The 17,353-nt window shown below is 69.7% G+C and carries 14 protein-coding genes; 10 read left to right on the top strand and 4 right to left on the bottom strand.

What is annotated here, in order from left to right:
* Positions 1-36: 36 nt before the first annotated feature.
* Both ACIHCL_RS14105 and ACIHCL_RS14100 read left to right on the top strand, forming a co-directional pair.
* Entirely contained in the window at positions 37-270 is a 234-nt protein-coding gene (locus ACIHCL_RS14105; RefSeq protein WP_399861148.1) for a hypothetical protein, read from the top strand.
* Positions 257-1,459, top strand: coding sequence for a fumarylacetoacetate hydrolase family protein (locus tag ACIHCL_RS14100; RefSeq protein WP_399861145.1), 1,203 nt, complete (start codon positions 257-259; stop codon positions 1,457-1,459). The genes ACIHCL_RS14105 and ACIHCL_RS14100 overlap by 14 nt, the downstream gene beginning before the upstream one ends.
* 392 nt (positions 1,460-1,851) lie before the next feature.
* On the opposite strand, the gene ACIHCL_RS14095 is transcribed toward ACIHCL_RS14100, so the two are convergent.
* Positions 1,852-2,847, bottom strand: a complete 996-nt coding sequence (locus ACIHCL_RS14095) for a LacI family DNA-binding transcriptional regulator (protein ID WP_399861144.1) — start codon at positions 2,845-2,847, stop codon at positions 1,852-1,854.
* 319 nt (positions 2,848-3,166) lie between these two features.
* Here ACIHCL_RS14095 and ACIHCL_RS14090 point away from each other — a divergent pair, with 319 nt between their 5' ends.
* The 5 genes from ACIHCL_RS14090 (at position 3,167) to ACIHCL_RS14070 (ending at position 9,987) form a co-directional block, all read left to right on the top strand.
* Positions 3,167-4,363, top strand: a complete 1,197-nt coding sequence (locus tag ACIHCL_RS14090; RefSeq protein WP_399861142.1) for a CaiB/BaiF CoA transferase family protein — start codon at positions 3,167-3,169, stop codon at positions 4,361-4,363.
* Positions 4,364-4,462: 99 nt separating this feature from the next.
* Positions 4,463-5,848 (top strand): MFS transporter, encoded by a 1,386-nt coding sequence (locus tag ACIHCL_RS14085; RefSeq protein ID WP_399861139.1) that lies wholly within the window; start codon positions 4,463-4,465, stop codon positions 5,846-5,848.
* Position 5,849: 1 nt separating this feature from the next.
* Entirely contained in the window at positions 5,850-6,287 is a 438-nt protein-coding gene (locus ACIHCL_RS14080) for a MaoC family dehydratase (RefSeq protein ID WP_399861137.1), read from the top strand.
* 65 nt (positions 6,288-6,352) lie between these two features.
* A complete protein-coding gene (locus ACIHCL_RS14075; protein WP_399861134.1) occupies positions 6,353-7,960 on the top strand; it encodes an aldehyde dehydrogenase (NADP(+)) in 1,608 nt (535 codons plus the stop codon).
* Positions 7,961-8,463: 503 nt separating this feature from the next.
* On the top strand, positions 8,464-9,987 hold the full coding sequence (locus ACIHCL_RS14070) for a cytochrome bc complex cytochrome b subunit (RefSeq protein ID WP_399861243.1): 1,524 nt from the start codon (positions 8,464-8,466) through the stop codon (positions 9,985-9,987).
* Between the two features lie 108 nt (positions 9,988-10,095).
* Here ACIHCL_RS14070 and ACIHCL_RS14065 read toward each other — a convergent pair whose 3' ends face one another.
* The 3 genes from ACIHCL_RS14065 to ACIHCL_RS14055 all read right to left on the bottom strand — a co-directional run bounded on the left by ACIHCL_RS14065 (position 10,096) and on the right by ACIHCL_RS14055 (position 13,044).
* Complete coding sequence (locus ACIHCL_RS14065; RefSeq protein WP_399861132.1) at positions 10,096-10,485, bottom strand: cytochrome c oxidase subunit 4; 390 nt, start codon at positions 10,483-10,485, stop codon at positions 10,096-10,098.
* On the bottom strand, positions 10,482-12,134 hold the full coding sequence (gene ctaD, locus ACIHCL_RS14060) for a cytochrome c oxidase subunit I (RefSeq protein WP_399861241.1): 1,653 nt from the start codon (positions 12,132-12,134) through the stop codon (positions 10,482-10,484). Before ctaD ends, ACIHCL_RS14065 begins: the two co-directional genes overlap by 4 nt.
* 688 nt (positions 12,135-12,822) lie before the next feature.
* Complete coding sequence (locus tag ACIHCL_RS14055) at positions 12,823-13,044, bottom strand: DUF6480 family protein (RefSeq protein ID WP_399861130.1); 222 nt, start codon at positions 13,042-13,044, stop codon at positions 12,823-12,825.
* 630 nt (positions 13,045-13,674) lie between these two features.
* Between ACIHCL_RS14055 and ACIHCL_RS14050 the strand changes: the two genes are divergently transcribed.
* The 3 genes from ACIHCL_RS14050 (at position 13,675) to ACIHCL_RS14040 (ending at position 17,319) form a co-directional block, all read left to right on the top strand.
* On the top strand, positions 13,675-15,003 hold the full coding sequence (locus tag ACIHCL_RS14050; protein WP_399861128.1) for an extracellular solute-binding protein: 1,329 nt from the start codon (positions 13,675-13,677) through the stop codon (positions 15,001-15,003).
* A gap of 354 nt (positions 15,004-15,357) precedes the next feature.
* A complete protein-coding gene (locus ACIHCL_RS14045; RefSeq protein WP_399861126.1) occupies positions 15,358-16,359 on the top strand; it encodes a carbohydrate ABC transporter permease in 1,002 nt (333 codons plus the stop codon).
* Positions 16,360-16,404: 45 nt separating this feature from the next.
* On the top strand, positions 16,405-17,319 hold the full coding sequence (locus tag ACIHCL_RS14040; protein ID WP_399861239.1) for a carbohydrate ABC transporter permease: 915 nt from the start codon (positions 16,405-16,407) through the stop codon (positions 17,317-17,319).
* The last annotated feature ends 34 nt before the right edge of the window (positions 17,320-17,353 follow it).

Here is a 17,353-nt window from a genome sequence, read left to right as displayed (position 1 = left end):
GTCGACGGACGGGCCCCGGGCGGCTGCCCCCGGGTTGTGCTGCGCGGCGACATCCGGATCACCCCGGCCGGAGCTGACACGGGCGCCGCCGAGAGCGCCGAGGCCGCCGCGCAGACGGCGACGACGCCGACGGACCAAGGACTGACACACGAACACGATCTGCCGACCGCGTGCTTCGCCACCGCCGACGCGGCCCAGCGCCGCACGGCCCTCGGTGAGAAGCACCGGCCGGACCTCCACCGAAGGCAGGTGTCCCATGACCACCCATGACAACCCCACCACCGTGACGCTCGAGCTGTCCGCCGAAGCCACCCTCCCCGAGGACGGCACGGCCGGAAGCCTGCTCGCCAGGATCTGGAACCCCGAAGCGGACGGCCCCTCACCGGCCGCCGTCCGCGCGGACGGTGTCTACGACATCTCCGGCGACTTCCCCACCGTCTCCCGGCTCTGTGAGGAGGAGCACCCGGCCGCGGCGCTCGACCGGGTGACCGGGCCGCGGATCGGCGACGTCGACGCGCTGCTGGCGCAGACCGTCCGCCGACCCGACGATCCGGGCGTGGCGCGCTTCCTGGCCCCGGTGGACCTTCAGCCCGTGAAGGCCGCCGGTGTCACCTTCGCGAACTCCATGGTGGAACGGCTGATCGAGGAGCGCGCCAAGGGCGACCCGGGCGCCGCCGCGGCCATTCGCGCGGAGCTGGCCGAGGTCCTCGGAGGAGATCTGCGTCGGCTGCGACCGGGGACGCCCGAAGCGGCGGAGGTCAAGAGGCGCCTGGTGGCCCGGGGCGACTGGAGCCAGTACCTGGAGGTCGGCATCGGACCCGACGCCGAGATCTTCACCAAGGCGTTGCCGCTCTCCGCCGTCGGTCCCGGCAGCCGCGCCGGGGTACTGCGCGAATCGGAGTGGAACAATCCCGAACCGGAGATCGGCCTGGTGGTCTCCTCACGAGGGGAGATCGTCGGCGCGACCCTGGGCAACGACATCAACCTCCGTGATTACGAAGGGCGTTCGGCGCTCCTGCTGGGCAAGGCCAAGGACAACAACGCCTCCTGTGTCCTCGGCCCCTTCGTCCGGCTCTTCGACGACACCTTCGGCCTCGACGACGTCCGGTCCACGACCGTACGCCTGGAGGTCCACGGCACGGACGGCTACATGCTCAGCGGCAGGTCGTCCCAGGGGCAGACCAGCCGGGACCCGGAGGATCTGGTCCGGCAGCTGATGGGAGAGCACCACCAGTACCCGGACGGGGTCGTCCTGCTGCTCGGCACGATGTTCGCCCCCGGTGACGACCGCGGCGAGCCCGGACGCGGCTTCAGGCACCGGACCGGGGACGTGGTCCGCATCTCGACACCGGAGCTGGGCACGCTGGCCCACGAGATCCGGGACAGCCAGGACTGCGCGCCGTGGACCTATGGGGTGGGGGCGCTCATGTCCGGCCTCGCACGCCGCGGACTCCTGTGACGGCGGGGCGGCCGACGGTTTCGAACGCGCGTGGCGGCGACCGGCGGACGCGGGTCCGGGACCGCAGCGGTCGCCGCGCCTGGACGCGAGCCCTCCCGCCGTCGGTGTAACGGCGCCGCTGTGTGGGCGTGGGGCGCTTGCGGCGTGAACGCCGCGGGCCGGGGCGGGAGGCGGCCGATGGCGGGGAGGTCACCGGCCCGGCGGCGGTGCTCCTCGCGCACCCGACGGCGGAGTACGTCGGCGTCCGGACCTGCTGCGTGGACCGGGTGCCGCGACCGCGCGCTCAGCGGGCCGTCCCCCGGTCCCCGGTCCTCGGGCGTCCGGACTCCGGCCCCGCGCTCACGCGCCGGGTTCCCCGCCCCGGCCCCGCGCGTCCGGCGGGGAGCCGGGCGTCAGGCGCTGTCGCGCCGGCGGATCTCGAAACCCATGTCCACCTTCGCCGACTCCGGCTGCTGCCCGCGCATCCTCGTCAGCAGCATGCGGGCCGCCTCCTGGCCGATCGTGGTGTTGGGGAGGGCCACCGTGGTCAGCCCGGGTCGCAGCAGCCGCGACAGCTCGAAGTCCCCGAACCCCGACACCGCGATCTCGTCGGGCACGGCGATGCCGCGCGAGGCCGCGGCGAGCAGCGCCCCGTTGGCGAAGATGTCGGTCGAGAAGACGAGGACATCGCTCTCCGGGTGCGCCTGCCGGGCGACATCGAGCAGCCGTCCTCCCGACTCCAGGGTCAACGGGTGCGCGGAGGCGTCGACCACCCGTGGTTCCCGGCCCGGCCAGTAGGCGTTCACCGCACGCAGAAAGCCGTCCAGCCGCCGCCGTGAACGGTGGTCGCCCCCCAGCAGCGAGCCGACGAAGCACGGTTCGCGGTACCCGGCCCCGTGCAGGTACGAGACCATCGCGTACATGGCGTCCTCGTTCGAGAAGCCGACGAGGGTGTCCAGCGGGGTGTCGACCCAGTCCCAGGTCTCCACGACGGGGACCCGTGCCGCCTTGAGCATTTTGATCACCGCCGGGCTGTGCAGGGCGCCCGTCATGAAGAACCCGTCGGGGCGCCGGCCGAGCAGCGAGCGGATGAGCTCCTCCTCGCGCTTGTCGTCGTAGTCCGTGTAACCGAGCAGCAGTTGGTAACCCTCCGGGGCCAGTACCGAGGATAGGCCCGTCAGCGTCTCGGAGAAGATGGAGGCCGAGACCGAGGGGATCACCGTGGCGACGATCTTGCTGCGGTTCGACGCCAGGTTGCGCGCGGACAGGTTGGGTACGTACCCAGCCTCGCGCAACGCGGCCCGCACCCTGTCCCGGGTCTCCGGGCTGACCTCATCGGGTATCCGCAGGACCCTGGAGACGGTCTGCGCCGACACTCCGGCGATCGCGGCGACATCCTGAAGTGTCACGGACCGGGTACCGGAACGGCGCCGGCGAACCCGGTCCGTCGCGGCGTCGCGGCTGCTCATGCTGGGCCTCGCCCCTCTGTGCCGAGTGGTGATCGGGGATTGCGTACCGCACAACTCTACGCAGTCGCACCCCTCGTTCCGAGTACACGTCCGATATCCCGGAAGCATGAATGGTGACACCCCGCACCACTTCACGCACTCTCGGTCAATTTCCGGCCCAACCCTTCTGTTAGCGCTATCGATAGCGCTAACATCGCTCATGTCTCCAGGGTCCGCCCCTTTCGTCCCCTTTCCGACTCCAGATATGAAGAGGTTCCTCATGAAGGTTCTCGAAGGGATCCGTGTGCTCGATCTCTCGATCGCGATGTCCGGACCGTTCGCCGCCATGAAACTGGCCGACCTCGGAGCCGACGTGATCAAGGTCGAGCCCACGACGGGGGAGTGGCAGCGTCACGCGGCGGCGGGCGGCGCCCGGGGCAACGAGGTCAACGCCTCGTTCCTCTCGCTCAACCGCAACAAGCGCAGCCTGTCCATCGACCTCAAGTCCGAGGAGGGAAAACGGCTGCTGCGCGAACTGGTCGCGACCGCGGACGTGTTCCTGCAGAACTACCGTCCGGGGGTCGCCCAGCGCCTCGGCGTGGACTACGAGACGCTCAGGACCATCAAGCCGGACCTGGTGTACGTCTCCGTCTCCGGATACGGGGAGAGCGGTCCGTACGCCGAGCGGCCGGGCCAGGACCTCCTTCTCCAGGCCATGAGCGGCGCCCTGTTCAGCGCCGGTGAGCCCGGTGCTGCCCCGTCCGCGGCCCCGTACTTCCTGGTCGACGCCTTCGCGGCCTACTCCGCGTGCGAAGGCGCTCTCGCCGCGCTCTTCCACCGGCTGCGGACCGGGCAGGGGCAGTTGGTGGAGGTCAACATGCTCGACGCGATCATCGCCGCGCAGATGCAGGAGATCACCGTGCGCACGGTGGGCGGCGTGCACCAGAGCCGCAGCGAACACGTCCACGCCCACAGCTACATCCGCGCTCCGTACGGGATCTACCCCACCCGGGACGGATATGTGGCGCTCTCCTTCGCCGAGCCCGCGACGCTGGCCGAGCTGATGGGCGACCCCCGGCTGGCCGACTACGAGGCGGAACGCGACGGCTTCGCCGCACGCGACGAGATCTCCGCGCTCGTCGGGGAGAACCTGCGGGGAGGAACCACTTCCCACTGGCTGGAGACACTGGGCCGGGCGGGAGTGTGGTGCGGACCCGTCTACGACTACGACCAGTTGATGGCGGACCCCCAGGTCGCGCACAACGGGTCGTTCGTCACCTACGAGCACCCCACCGAGGGGACCGTCACCACCCCCGGATTCCCCTTCAGGCTGGCCGCGAGTCCGCAGACCGTGGAACGCCCCGCCCCCGTCAACGGCCAGCACACCCGGCAGGTACTGAGCGAACTCGGGCTCGCCGAGGACGCCATCGACCGACTGGCGAAGGACGGCGTCGTCTTCTGCGCCTCCGTCGGTTAGCCGCCGGACCCGCTCCCCACCCCGGAGCACTCAGCGAGCACAGCGAAAGGGCTGAGCACACCCGTCAGTGAGATGATCCATCACAGCAATGGAGCAGATATGGATGCGTCCCCAACCCCCGCCGCGGACAGAGCCACGACCCGGGCCCGCAGGGCCTCGATGGCCTCGGCGGTGGGCAGCCTCGTCGAGTGGTACGACTTCGGCCTCTACGGTGCCGCGGCGACCCTGATCTTCAAGGACTACTTCTTCGGGACCGACGACCCGTACGTCGGGCTCATGGCAGCGTTCGCCACCTTCGCGGTCGGCTATTTCGCACGCCCCTTCGGGGGCATGGTGTTCGGGCACCTGGGCGACCGCATCGGCCGCAAGCCGGTCATGGTGGTCACCCTCGCGCTGATGGGCGTCAGCACCACGCTGATCGGCGTGCTGCCGGGCTACGACAGCGTGGGCTTCGTCGCCCCGCTCCTCCTCGTCCTCCTGCGGCTGGCCCAGGGCCTCGGCGCGGGAGCCGAATACGCGGGCGCGGTGATCCTGTCCTCCGAGTCGGCCCCGCCGGCCCGCCGCGGCTTCTACGCTTCGTGGTCGGGCGCCGGCGTGTGGATCGGCTCGGCACTGGGACTCTCCGTCTTCCAGGGGGTGCTGGCGCTCACCGGCGACGGCTTCTACACCTGGGGATGGCGCCTGCCCTTCCTGCTCAGCCTGGTGCTGCTGGCCGTCTCCTTCTACATCCGCCGCAAGGTGACGGAGACGGACTCCTTCGAAGCGGTCAAGGAGTCCGAGGACGCGCCGAAGGTCCCGCTCGTCCGGCTGCTGCGCACGGAGAAGCGCCGCCTTCTCGTCGCCCTGGGATCCAACGTCATCCTGAGCGGATACTCCTACATCCCCCAGGTGTGGATCCTGAGCTACCTCACGGACAACATCGGTCTGGCAGCCGGTCTCGCTCTGGCGGTGAACGCCATCGTGCTGGTGTCGGGGGCCGCCTTCATGCCGGTCTTCGGCGCCCTCGGCGACCGCATCGGACGGCGCAGGCTCTTCCTCGGCGGGACCGCCTTCGGGATCCTGTGGCCCTTCCCGATGTTCGCGCTCATCGACAGCCACAGCACCCCCGTGATCATCGCGGCGCTGGTGATCTGCTTCATCTGCTCCGTCACCGTCTGCTACGCCGCCCAGGCGGCCTTCCTCCCCGAGATGTTCCCGCCCGCTCTGCGCTACTCGGGGGTGGCCTTCGCCCGCGAGACGAGCGGTGCCGTCCTGGCCGGCACCACCCCGCTGGTGGCGACGGCGCTGTACAAGGCCGCGGACAGCTGGTGGCCCATCGCGGTCTGCATGGTCGTCTACGCCGCGATCGCGCTCGTGTCGGTCTACTACTCGAAGTACTTCAGGTCGGACGCCCGTCAGAGCAGCGACACCGATTTCGCCACCGAAAAGGCATGGGTGTCCTCCAGCCGGACCGAGGGCGAACCCGTGGCGAAGGCGGTGGTCTGAGATGAGGCTCGTGGAACGCTACTTCGAGGACTACACGGTCGGCGAGGCCCAGGAGGGCGGCTCGCGGACACTGGACCAGAGCGACATCAGCGCCTTCGCCGGACTGACCATGGACTTCCATCCGGCACACATGAACCGGGCCTTCGCCGAGGAGCGGTACGGCGGCCGGCTGGTCCACGGAGTGCTCACCTTCGGACTGGTCGTCGGGCTCACGGTAGAGTACAACCCGCGTGCGGTGGCGTACGGCTACGAGCGCATCCGCTTCCCCCGGCCGGTTCGCGCCGGCGACACCGTCTCCGCGCACAGCGTCGTCACCGAACTGCGTGAGCACCGCAGGCCCGGCATCGGGCTCGTGACCAAGCAGTACACCGGCACCAACCAGAACGGCGAGACGGTCCTGTCCTGCCTGCACATCCTGGCCGTCGACCGGCGCGGTTGAGCCGTCCCACGGGGCGCCGTCCCCGAGCGGCGCCCCCCATCCCTTTCCTGACGAGGTAGACAGTCATGCCCCTCAGCGGAGCCATGTTCATCGGCGCCGAACGACGGCCGGGCACCGGCCCGGCGGCCCGCTCGGCCGATCCCCGGACCAACGAGCCGTTGGAACCGCCCTATCCCGCGGGCGGAGCACGAGACGTCGCCGACGCGTGCGAACGCGCCGCGCTGGCCGCGGTCCACTACCGCTCCGTACCCCCCGCCGAACGGGCCGCGCTCCTGGAACGGATAGCGGACCGCATCGAGGAACTGGGAGACGAACTCGTCGACCGCGCCGTCACCGAGAGCGGCCTGCCCCGAGCCCGGATCAGCGGGGAACGCGACCGCACCACCGGGCAGCTCCGCCTCTTCGCCGAGGAGGTCCGAACCGGGGAATGGGCCGAGGTGCGCGTCGACCCCGCACCGCCCGCCGGCCGTCGCGCGGCCGGACCCGACCTGCGCCAGCGCCATCTCGCCGTCGGACCGGTGGCCGTCTTCGGCGCGAGCAACTTCCCGCTGGCCTTCTCCGTGGCCGGCGGGGACACCGCGGCCGCCCTCGCCGCAGGCTGCCCGGTGGTGGTGAAGGGCCATCAGGCCCATCTGGGCACCTCCGAACTGGTCGGCTCCGCGGTGGCGGCGGCCGTCCGCGACCGCGGACTGCCCGAGGGCGTGTTCTCGCTGCTCTTCGGCGCGGGCAGCGATCTCGGACAGGCCCTGGTGGCCGACCCCCGGATCCGCGCGGTCGGTTTCACCGGCTCGCAGGCCGGGGGCCTCGCCCTGATGCGCACCGCCGCGGCCCGCCCCGTCCCGATCCCGGTGTACGCCGAGATGAGCAGCGTCAATCCGGTGTTCCTGCTGCCGGGCGCACTGCACGGGCGGGCCGAGGAACTGGCCGAGGGGTTCACCGGATCGCTGACTCTCGGCGCGGGGCAGTTCTGTACCAACCCCGGCCTGGTGGTCGCGGTGGCCGGGGAAGACCTGGACCGGTTCGTCGCGTCGGCTTCGGCAGCCATCGGCCGCAGCACCGCGCAGACCATGCTCACCTCCGGTATCCACCGGGCCTACCAGCAGGCCACCGCCGTGCTGCGGGCCGCCGAAGGCGTACGTGAGATCGCCACGGGCCTGCCGGGGGAGGGCGCGAACACGGCGACGGTCCGGCTGCTGACCGTCGCCGCCGACGACTTCCTGAAGAACCCCGGGCTCCAGGACGAGGCCTTCGGCGCCACGTCCACCCTGGTCGTCTGCCAGAGCCCGGACCAACTGACCCGAGTGGCCCGCGCGTTGCGCGGCCAGCTCACCGCGACGCTCCACCACGGCGAGGGGGACGGCCCGCTGGCGGCGGAACTCCTGCCCGCCCTGGAGGACACGGCCGGCCGCGTGCTGTTCGACGGCTGGCCCACAGGAGTGGCGGTGAGCCACGCGATGGTGCACGGCGGGCCCTTCCCCGCAACGTCCGACGGACGCACCACCTCGGTGGGAACGCTCGCGATGCGCAGGTTCCTGCGCCCGGTCTGCTACCAGAACCTGCCCGCCGGACTCCTCCCGCCGGAACTCTCCGACGACAACCCCTACGGCCTGCCCCGGAGGACCGACGGCATCAGGGAGAGCGCTTCCGCAGCGTCGCCGTTGCCGCGCGCCTGACCCGTGCCGCCGCCGGGAAGGCCGCAGCGCCGTACCGGCGGCGACCACCCGCCCACTCCGCCCCCAGCGCGCCGACGGCCCCTCACCATGGTGAAGGGCCGTCGGCGCGCGGCCCTCGCGGCCCGCCTCCACCACGCCGTGGCGAACGCGAAGCCCCAGCCGTGCAGGTCCCGCTCGTCGGCCATCGGCAGCCGACAGGGGCCGGGGCGGGGCCGGACGGCCCGAAGACCGCATGTTCCCCGTACGGCCGTACCGAGTGAGTGCCGTGCCCCTGATCTGCGTAATGCGGCGGTACCTGCCGGACAGTCCGCATAGTGCACAGGGGCGCACTGTGCGCCGCGGGCGCGCTTGCGGGTGTGCCACCCGCAAGCCGAAGAGGGAGTCGACCGGTGCTTCTGTTCCCCGGACGCAGGCGCGCGCTCAAGGAGAAGACGCGCCGGATCGCCGAGGCGGGCTATGTCGCGACCGACCGCCGCACGCCTCTCTCGGAGGCTGCCCGGGGAATGATGCGCAAGGCGTTCCCGGACCACTGGTCCTTCCTCCTGGGCGAGCTCGCCCTGTACAGCCTGATCGTCCTGGTGTTGACGGGCACCTTTCTCACGCTCTTCTTCGACCCCAGCATGAAACAGAGTCCCTACCAGGGCTCCTACACTCCGTTGCACGGCCTGACGGTCTCCCAGGCATACGCCACGACGCTGCACCTCAGCTTCGACGTGCGAGGAGGACTGCTGGTCCGGCAGATGCACCACTGGGGCGCCCTGATCTTCGTCGCCGCGCTGGGAGCGCATCTGCTCCGGGTGTTCTTCACCGGTGCGTTCCGCCGGCCCCGGGAGGGCAACTGGATGGTGGGCGTGACGCTGTTCCTCCTCGCTCTTCTGGAAGGTTTCTGCGGCTACTCCCTCCCGGACGACCTGTTGTCCGGAACCGGACTGCGCACCGCGAACACCATCGTGACCTCCCTGCCCGTCGTCGGCACGTACCTGAGCCACTTCCTGTGGGGCGGAGCGTTTCCCGGCCACTCGATCCTCCCGCGCCTCTACATCGTCCACGTCCTCCTCGTCCCCGGTCTTCTCATCGGCCTGGTGATCGTCCATCTGGGAATGGTCGTGTACCTGAAACACACTCAGTGGTCGGTACCCGGGAGGACCAATCGCAACGCGGTGGGACAGCCGATGTTCCCGCACTTCACCGCCAAGTCGGCGGGACTGAGCCTGATGGTCGCCGGCGTCACCGCCTGGCTCGGGGCCACCGCCCAGATCAACCCCGTGTGGAACTACGGCCCCTACCGGGTGGACCAGGTCTCCACGGGCTCGCAGCCGGACTGGTACGTCGGGTTCCTGGAGGGCGCGCTGCGGCTCATGCCCCCCTGGGAGAGCGACGTGGCGGGATACACGCTCATGTGGAACGTGCTCGTCCCGGCGGTGCTGCTTCCGGGCCTGGTCTTCCTGGTCCTCTACCTGTACCCCTTCTTCGAGAAGTGGATCACCGGCGACACCGGCGAACACCACCTGTGCGACAGGCCCCGGGACCGTGCCACGCGCACGGGCCTGGGCGTGGCGGCCATCGTCTTCTACGCGGTGCTGTTGGCCGCGGGCGGCAACGACATCACGGCGTTCGTCTTCCGGGTCTCCGTCGAGACACTGACGTGGATCCTCAGGACCGCGTTGGTCGTCGGGCCGGTGATCGCCTATCTCGTCACCAAACGTATGTGCCTCGCGCTGCAGGCACGCGAGCGCCAGGTCGTGGAGAAGGGGCAGGAGACGGGAGAGGTGACGCAGAACGTCTACGGCGCGATCAGCGGCGGCCACCGGCCGCTCGACGGCGTGCGACGCTACCGGGCGCTGGTGAGGGACGTACCCCGGCCACTGGCCGCGCCCGGCAGAACGGCACCGCGCCGGGCGCGCATCCGTTTCCGGCTGAGCAACTGGTACTACCGCGACCGGGTCGACATGCCGACGACGGCAGAACAGCGCGCACAGATCGCGGAAAGGCTCAGGGACCCGGTCGGCGAGTCGGAGAAGCGGTGATGGACGCGATCGCCCCGGTCATGCGGCAGCGGCAGGTCCGCGCACCGGGGCAGTCGCGGGGCCGCGCCGCTCGTCGCTGATCATTCAGCCCCCCGTCCGACGAATCACTCAGCCCTCCCGTCCGACGAACTGGAACGTCATGCCGAAGATCCCGCACAGGGTGATGCCGAGGCCGATGAGGAACAGGAAGAGCGCATAGACCACGCCCAGGGCCATCAGCGCCATGCCCGCGGCGACGGCCACCGGATAGGCGCTGTACGGCGGGAAGAAGTCCACGAAGCCGGAACGCTCCCGGATGGCCGAGTCCCGACGATCCTCCGGTCTCATGCCCCTCCTTCGGTGATTCGCCCAGCAGAAGAAGCTGATGAGCGCCGACATGAGGAAGGAAACGGTGAGAGCCGCCGAGCCTGCCGGTTCGCGTGCGAACCAGATGTAGGCGGCGCCGGTGAGCAGGAAGAACAGGGCCACCCCGGCGAAGAGCCGTGCCTCCGGCCTCATGCGCCCCGCCCACCGATCGTGTCCGGGGCGGGCGTACTCCCACCCGGCCCCGCCGCTTTCGGCCAGAGTACCTCCGGATGATGGAGATCGAACGCGGGCGAGTCGGAGCGGATCCGCGGCAGCGAATCGAAGTTGTGCCGCGGTGGGGGACAGGAAGTGGCCCACTCCAGCGAACGGCCGAATCCCCAGGGGTCGTTCACCGTCACCGCCGGAGCGTGCCTGGCGGTCTTCCAGACGTTGTAGAGGAAGGGCAGCGTGGAGGTCCCGAGCAGAAAGGCTCCTACCGAGGAGACGGTGTTGAGCACGGTGAAGCCGTCGTTGGCGAGGTAGTCCGCGTACCGGCGTGGCATCCCCATCTCACCGAGCCAGTGCTGGACGAGGAAGGTGGTCTGGAATCCGATGAACAGCGTCCAGAAGTGAAACCTGCCGAGCCGTTCGTCGAGCGCTCGTCCCGTCATCTTGGGCCACCAGAAGTAGAAGCCGCCGAACATGGCGAAGACGATGGTGCCGAACAGGACGTAATGAAGGTGGGCGACCACGAAATAGCTGTCGGTGACGTGGAAGTCCAGCGGTGGCGACGCGATGAGGACACCGCTCAGTCCGCCCAGGAGGAACGTGGTGAGAAAGCCCAGAGCCCAGAGCATCGGCGTCTCGAAGGACAGGCTTCCGTTCCACATCGTTCCGATCCAGTTGAAGAACTTCACACCGGTCGGCACCGCGATCAGAAACGACATGAGGGAGAAGAAGGGCAGCAGCACCGCACCCGTGGCGAACATGTGGTGAGCCCAGACGCTGGCCGAGAGCATGGTGATGCCGATGGTCGCCCCCACCATCCCGACATAGCCGAAGACGGGTTTGCGGCTGAACACGGGAAGGATCTCGGTCACCACACCGAAGAAGGGCAACGCGACGATGTAGACCTCCGGATGCCCGAAGAACCAGAACAGATGCTGCCAGAGTAGTGCCCCGCCATTGGCGGGGTCGTACACGTGCGCCCCGAACTTGCGGTCCGCCATCAGCGCCAGCAGGGCCGCCGTCAGGACCGGGAACGCCAGCAGGACCAGGATCGAGGTGAAGAGGATGTTCCAGGTGAAGATCGGCATGCGGAACAGCGTCATCCCCGGGGCGCGCAGGCAGACGATCGTGGCGATGAAGTTCACGGACCCCAGAGTGGTGCTGATGCCGCTCAGGACCAGCCCCATGGCCCAGAGATCAGCACCGGCCCCGGGCGAGCGGATGGCGCTGTTCAGCGGGGCGTAGGCGAACCAGCCGAAGGAGGCGGCGCCGCCGGGAACGAGGAGACCGCCGACGACGATCAGCCCTCCGAAGAGGAACAGCCAGTAGGTCAGCGCGTTGAGCCGGGGGAACGCCACGTCGGGCGAGCCGATCTGCAGCGGCATGACGGCGTTCGCGAACCCGGCGAACGTGGGCGTCGCGAACAGCAGCATCATGACCGTGCCGTGCACGGTGAACAGCTGGTTGTACTGCGTCGGGTTCAGGAACTGCAGCCCCGGCCGTGCCAGCTCGGCGCGCATCACCATGGCCAGGGCCCCGGCGAACAGGAAGAAGGCGAACGAGGTGACGAGGTACAGGTTGCCGATCGTCTTGTGATCGGTGGTCGTCAGGATCTCCCGGATCCGGCAGCCCATGCGCACGCGGGGGTTGTCGGTCACAGCGTTCTTCGGCGATGCCTGCTGCGGGTGTTCCAGCTGTGACAAGGTGCCTCCGTGGTTCTGGGCGGTGGCAGTGACGGAGCCCACCGCCGCGCATGCTGGGTAGCCCCATTCCGTCGGCCGGAAACCTTCCTGTGAGCTGATCAGCCGCCGCCCATGAGCCACCGGTGGGCCTCCGCGTCCGGCGGTACGGGACGCCGGTGACATGGCCGGTGCGGGCCACGACGGAGTGCCGGGGAGGGGTGTGTCCCGCCCTCTCGGACGGGGGGCGATGCGAACGGAGGGCAACGGCTCCGCTTCGGCTTCGGCGGGGTGCACACAGAGCCGTGACGGTGTCCGGCACCCCGAGTTCCGGACACCGTCACGGGGAGCCGAGGCGGGCAGCGGCTCTCCACCGATATGAACGAAACCCCGCCGCGGAGGATTCTCTGCCGAACGGGTGGGCGGTTCCGGAATCGTGGCGACACGGCGACCTCGGGCCCGGAGCGGTGGCACTCGGGCACAGGGGAAGACGGTCATCCGGGGGCTGACGGTCGCCTCGGGACGCCGCTCGCAGGGCGGCCGCTACTCCGGAGGACCACTCCGGCGTTCCGGACCGGTTCGGACACCGGCACGTGCGAAGGACGGCCCGTGCCGTCTCTCCGGCCGACGAGGCGGCGCCCCGTCATACCAACACGGCATAGGCGAGGAAGAACGCCGCCACGAGAACGACGACGACAAGGATGGCGATCAGCGGCCCCGCGGCCCATCCCCTGGGGGGTTCGTGGCGCGGCCCCGCTTCGGAGGTGCTGCCTTCGGCCGGCGGTGTCTCGCCGGGAGGGACGCCGCCTCCGGGCTCCAGGCCGGTCGTGGTGCGCGGATCAGGGTCGGGATTTCCGATGGTCATGCCTTATATCTACCCGTTCAGCATGGATTGCACCGTTTCTCTGTGGAGAGGCCTGCTCATATGCGCCCCCGGTTTCCGGTGCTCCGCCGCTCGGGCGTGTGGTGGGGACGGCCGGGGCGGGGCGCGGCAGACGTCGGTGCCTTCGGGTGAACCGGCCCCTTGGGTGGAGCCCTTCGTGCGGCGGTGTGAAGTCCTGTGTGGCATCGACCGGTCCAGGCGAGACATCGGCGGGGTGCGCTCCCGTGACGCGCCGGGCGCACTCGCACAATGGAGGTGCCTTCAACTCTTGACACCGGCCCCTTCGAGGCAGGAACCTTCCGGCAGCGAGGAATGGGAGCGCTCCCATATGTGTGGTCTCCGCTCGGACAGCACCGCCCGTGTTCTTCCCGCACCACCCCGGCGTCACCCGGCACCCGCCCGGACTCGTAAGCGCACACGCACATCCGCTCGCAGGAGTGAGCGCGCGTCCGCACCTCGGCACGCGCGCCCGCACCGTCACGCGTACGCATTGCGCACGACAGCCGTACGCCTGAGCACGCACCGCACGCCCTGCCCGGCGGAGGCCTCGCGCATCCGTCGCATGACGGATCGTCATCCCCCCTGCACGCCCCAGAAGCAAGGAGTAGTGGAATGCACCTCACCCGCACCGTCGTCGGCCGGGGCCGCAGCGCCGCGGTCCTCGCCACCACGGGCCTGACGGCCTCGGCCGTACTGCTGACCGGTTGCGGCGGCGGCTCGGACTCATCGGGCAGCAAGGGCCCCGATGAGAACGGCAACGTCACGCTGATCGTCGCCGACTACGGACAGTTCGGTTACAAGGAGGCCGGGCTCTTCGAGAAGTACCACGAGCTGCACCCGAACATCACGGTCAAGGAGGACGTCACCACCGACGAGAAGGTCTACTATCCGAAACTTCTCCAGCAGTTGAACGCGGGCAGCGGCCTCGCGGACGTCCAGGGCATAGAGGTCGGCCGTATCAAGGAGATCGTCGACACCAAGGCGGACGCCTTCGTCGATCTCGGTGACGTGATCGATGTCGGCGACTGGGTCTCCTGGAAGGGGAAGCAGGCCACCACGCCCGACGGCGCGGTGATCGGAGCGGGTACCGACATCGGCCCGATGTCCCTCTGCTACAACACCGAACTGTTCGGGAAGGCCGGCCTGCCGACCGATCGCGAGAAGGTCGCCGAGCGGGTCGCCGGCGGCTGGGAGGACTACCTCGAACTGGGGGAGGAGTACCGGAAGAAGGCTCCCGAGGGCACGTTCTTCATGGACTCCGCGAGCGCCATGTTCAACGCCGTGGTGAGCTCCAACGCGGAGCAGTACTACGACGAGGGCGGCAAGCCGGTCTACAAGGACAGCGCCAGCGTCAAGCAGGGGTGGAACCTGGCCGCCGAGGCCGCGTCGAAGAAGCTGACACAGGGGCTCGCCCAGTTCAGCGATCCGTGGGTCGCCGCCCTGCGCAAGGGCACCGTCGCCACCGTCGCCTGCCCCGCGTGGATGGCCGGGCAGATCTCGGCCAACGCCGGTGAGGCCAACAAGGGCAAGTGGGACATCGCCACCGCGCCCGGTTCGACCGCCGCCAACTGGGGCGGTTCCTTCCTCGCCGTTCCCAAGCAGGGCAGGAACGTCGAGGAGGCCACCAAGCTCGTGAAGTGGCTGACCGCCCCCGAGCAGCAGGCCGCCGTCTTCGAAGCGATCGGGGTCTTCCCGTCCAACCGGCGCGCGTACGAACTGCCCGAGGTGAAGGGCGCCAAGCTCCCCTACTTCAACGACGCACCCATCGGCCGGATCTACGCGGGCGAGGCCACGTCGATCCCCGAGGCGGTACTCGGCCCGAAGGACGGCGTCATCAAGGACACCATCTCCACTCAGATCAACAACATGGAGCAGCGTGGAACAGCCCCGGGCGACGCGTGGAAGGCGGCGATCGACGCCGTCGACAAGGCGCTCGGCTGACCGTGCCGGGGCGCACGCGCCGCACCGCCCTGAACCGGCCCGTCTCCCCGGGGCCGACCGCACCATGCGCACGGCCGCCGGGGCCACCCGGTCCCGACCCCGCTCCGGTCCCGCGCCGGGTCGCCATGACGGGGGACGGCACGGCGACCGAACGACACAGCGACCGAACGGCACGGCGACGCGAACGGCACGGCGGCGGCGACCCGCAGACCCACCGCCGGGACAGCGCGACGCCGCGAAAGCGCTTCGGCCCGCCCCTCGTAACGGAACGTCGACTCGCCGCCGCGACGGCACCGCAATGCGGCACCACCCGACTCCGGAACACCGCAGCAACGCAGGGAAGGACTCCCGCCCGTGGCCACCTCCACTCCTGGCCGGCGCACATACGCCCCGCCCCCCGGCGGCCCTCGGCCGACCGCCCCGGACCCGGCCCCCCGACCGTCCTGGCGGAGCCGGCTGTGGCGGTTCGACGACAAGGCCTCGCCGTACGCCTACATCGCCCCGTTCTTCCTCGTCTTCGGCGCGTTCGGGTTCTACCCGCTGCTCTACACCGGGTGGATCGCACTGCACCGGGTGGAGATGACCGGCCTGGACCGGATGGAATGGGTCGGCTGGGACAACTTCGACAGGATCCTGCACGACGCGGAGTTCTGGACGGCCGTCGGCAACACCTTCCTGATCGGGGTCATGTCGACAGTGCCGCAACTGCTCGTCGCGCTCGGCCTGGCCCACCTGCTGAACTACCGCCTGCGCGCCAGCACCTTCTGGCGCACGGTCGTGCTCACCCCGTACGCCACCTCGGTGGCGTCCGCCGCCCTCGTCTTCGCCCTGGTCTTCCGGGCCGACGGCGGGCTGTTGAACTGGCTGCTGCACTTCGTCGGCCTCGGTGACACCAACTGGGCCAATGGCCACTGGACTTCGAAGACGGCCATCTCCGTCATCGTGATCTGGCGCTGGACCAGCTACAACGCCCTGATCTACCTGGCTGCCATGCAGGCCGTGCCCACCGACCTGTACGAGGCCGCCGCGCTGGACGGCGCCTCGCGCTGGCAGCAGTTCCGCAAGGTGACCATCCCCTCGCTGCGGCCCACGATCCTCTTCACGATCGTCATCTCGACCATCGGCTCCATGCAGTTGTTCGGCGAACCACTGCTGTTGGAGGGCGGCAGGCTCGGAGCCACCGGCGGCAACGAGAATCAGTACGAGACCCTCAGTATCTATCTCTACAACTACGGCTGGAACCTGGGACATCTCGGCCCGGCCGCCGCAGTGGCCTGGGCGATGCTCGCCCTCTTGCTGATCATTGCCGCGGTCAACTGGCTCATCGGCCGCTTCGTACGCACATCCGCGGTCTGACCGGGAGCGATTTCCATGACCACGTCCACGTCCTCGATCACGTCCATGGGCGGCGCCGGCGCCGACCCGGCCAAGGATCCCGCCCCTGGCAGAGCCCGGCCCGCCCGGCGGCGTCCGATGCGCTTTCGACCGGGCGCGGGCAAGCAGCTCCGGGGCGGCCCGTTCGCCTACGCCGCGCTGACCGTCGTGGGCATCGGCTCACTGTTGCCGCTCTACTGGACGCTGGTGGCCGCGTCCCACACCCAGGACGAAGTGCTCGCCACCACCCCGCCGTTGCTGCCCGGCGGGCGGCTGGCGCACAACCTCGAAGCGGCCTGGAGTCAGGCGAACCTCGGCACGGCGATCGTCAACAGCGTCATTGTCTCCGGCTGCATCACGGCGGCGACGCTCTTCTTCTGCACGCTGGCCGGGTACGCCTTCGCCAAGATGCGTTTCCGGGGGCGCGGCGCGCTGATGACCGCGGTCGTCGCCACGCTCACCATCCCGCCCCAACTCGGCGTCGTACCGCTCTTCATGGTGATGTCCGGCCTCGGCTGGGGCGGCAAGCTGGAGTCGGTGATCTTCCCGACCCTGGTGAGCGCCTTCGGCGTGTTCTTCATGCGTCAGTACCTGAGCGAGGCGCTGCCTCACGAACTCGTCGAGGCGGCCAAGGTCGACGGCGCGAACAACTTCCGCATCGTGCGCAGTGTGGTGCTCCCGGTGGCCCGCCCCGCGATGATGGTGCTGGGGATGCTCACCTTCGTACAGGCGTGGAACGACTTCTTCTGGCCCTATCTCGCCCTCAACCAGCAGAATCCCACGCTCCAGGTGGCCCTCGGCCGGCTGAGCGCCTCCTACACACCGGACCAGAGCATCGTGATGGCCGGTGCGCTGATCAGCACACTGCCACTGCTCGTGGTCTTCGTGCTCTTCGGCAAGCGGATCGTCGGAGGGATCATGTCCGGCGCCGTCAAGGGGTGAGACCGCGTCACGTGAACGTATGGGCGGCCCGGTC

It is taken from the genome of Streptomyces sp. NPDC052042, assembly GCF_044548345.1.
In the GTDB taxonomy this organism is placed as follows: domain Bacteria; phylum Actinomycetota; class Actinomycetes; order Streptomycetales; family Streptomycetaceae; genus Streptomyces.
Note: the sequence above shows the minus strand (reverse complement) of the source record. Positions and strands in the feature narration are given on the sequence as shown.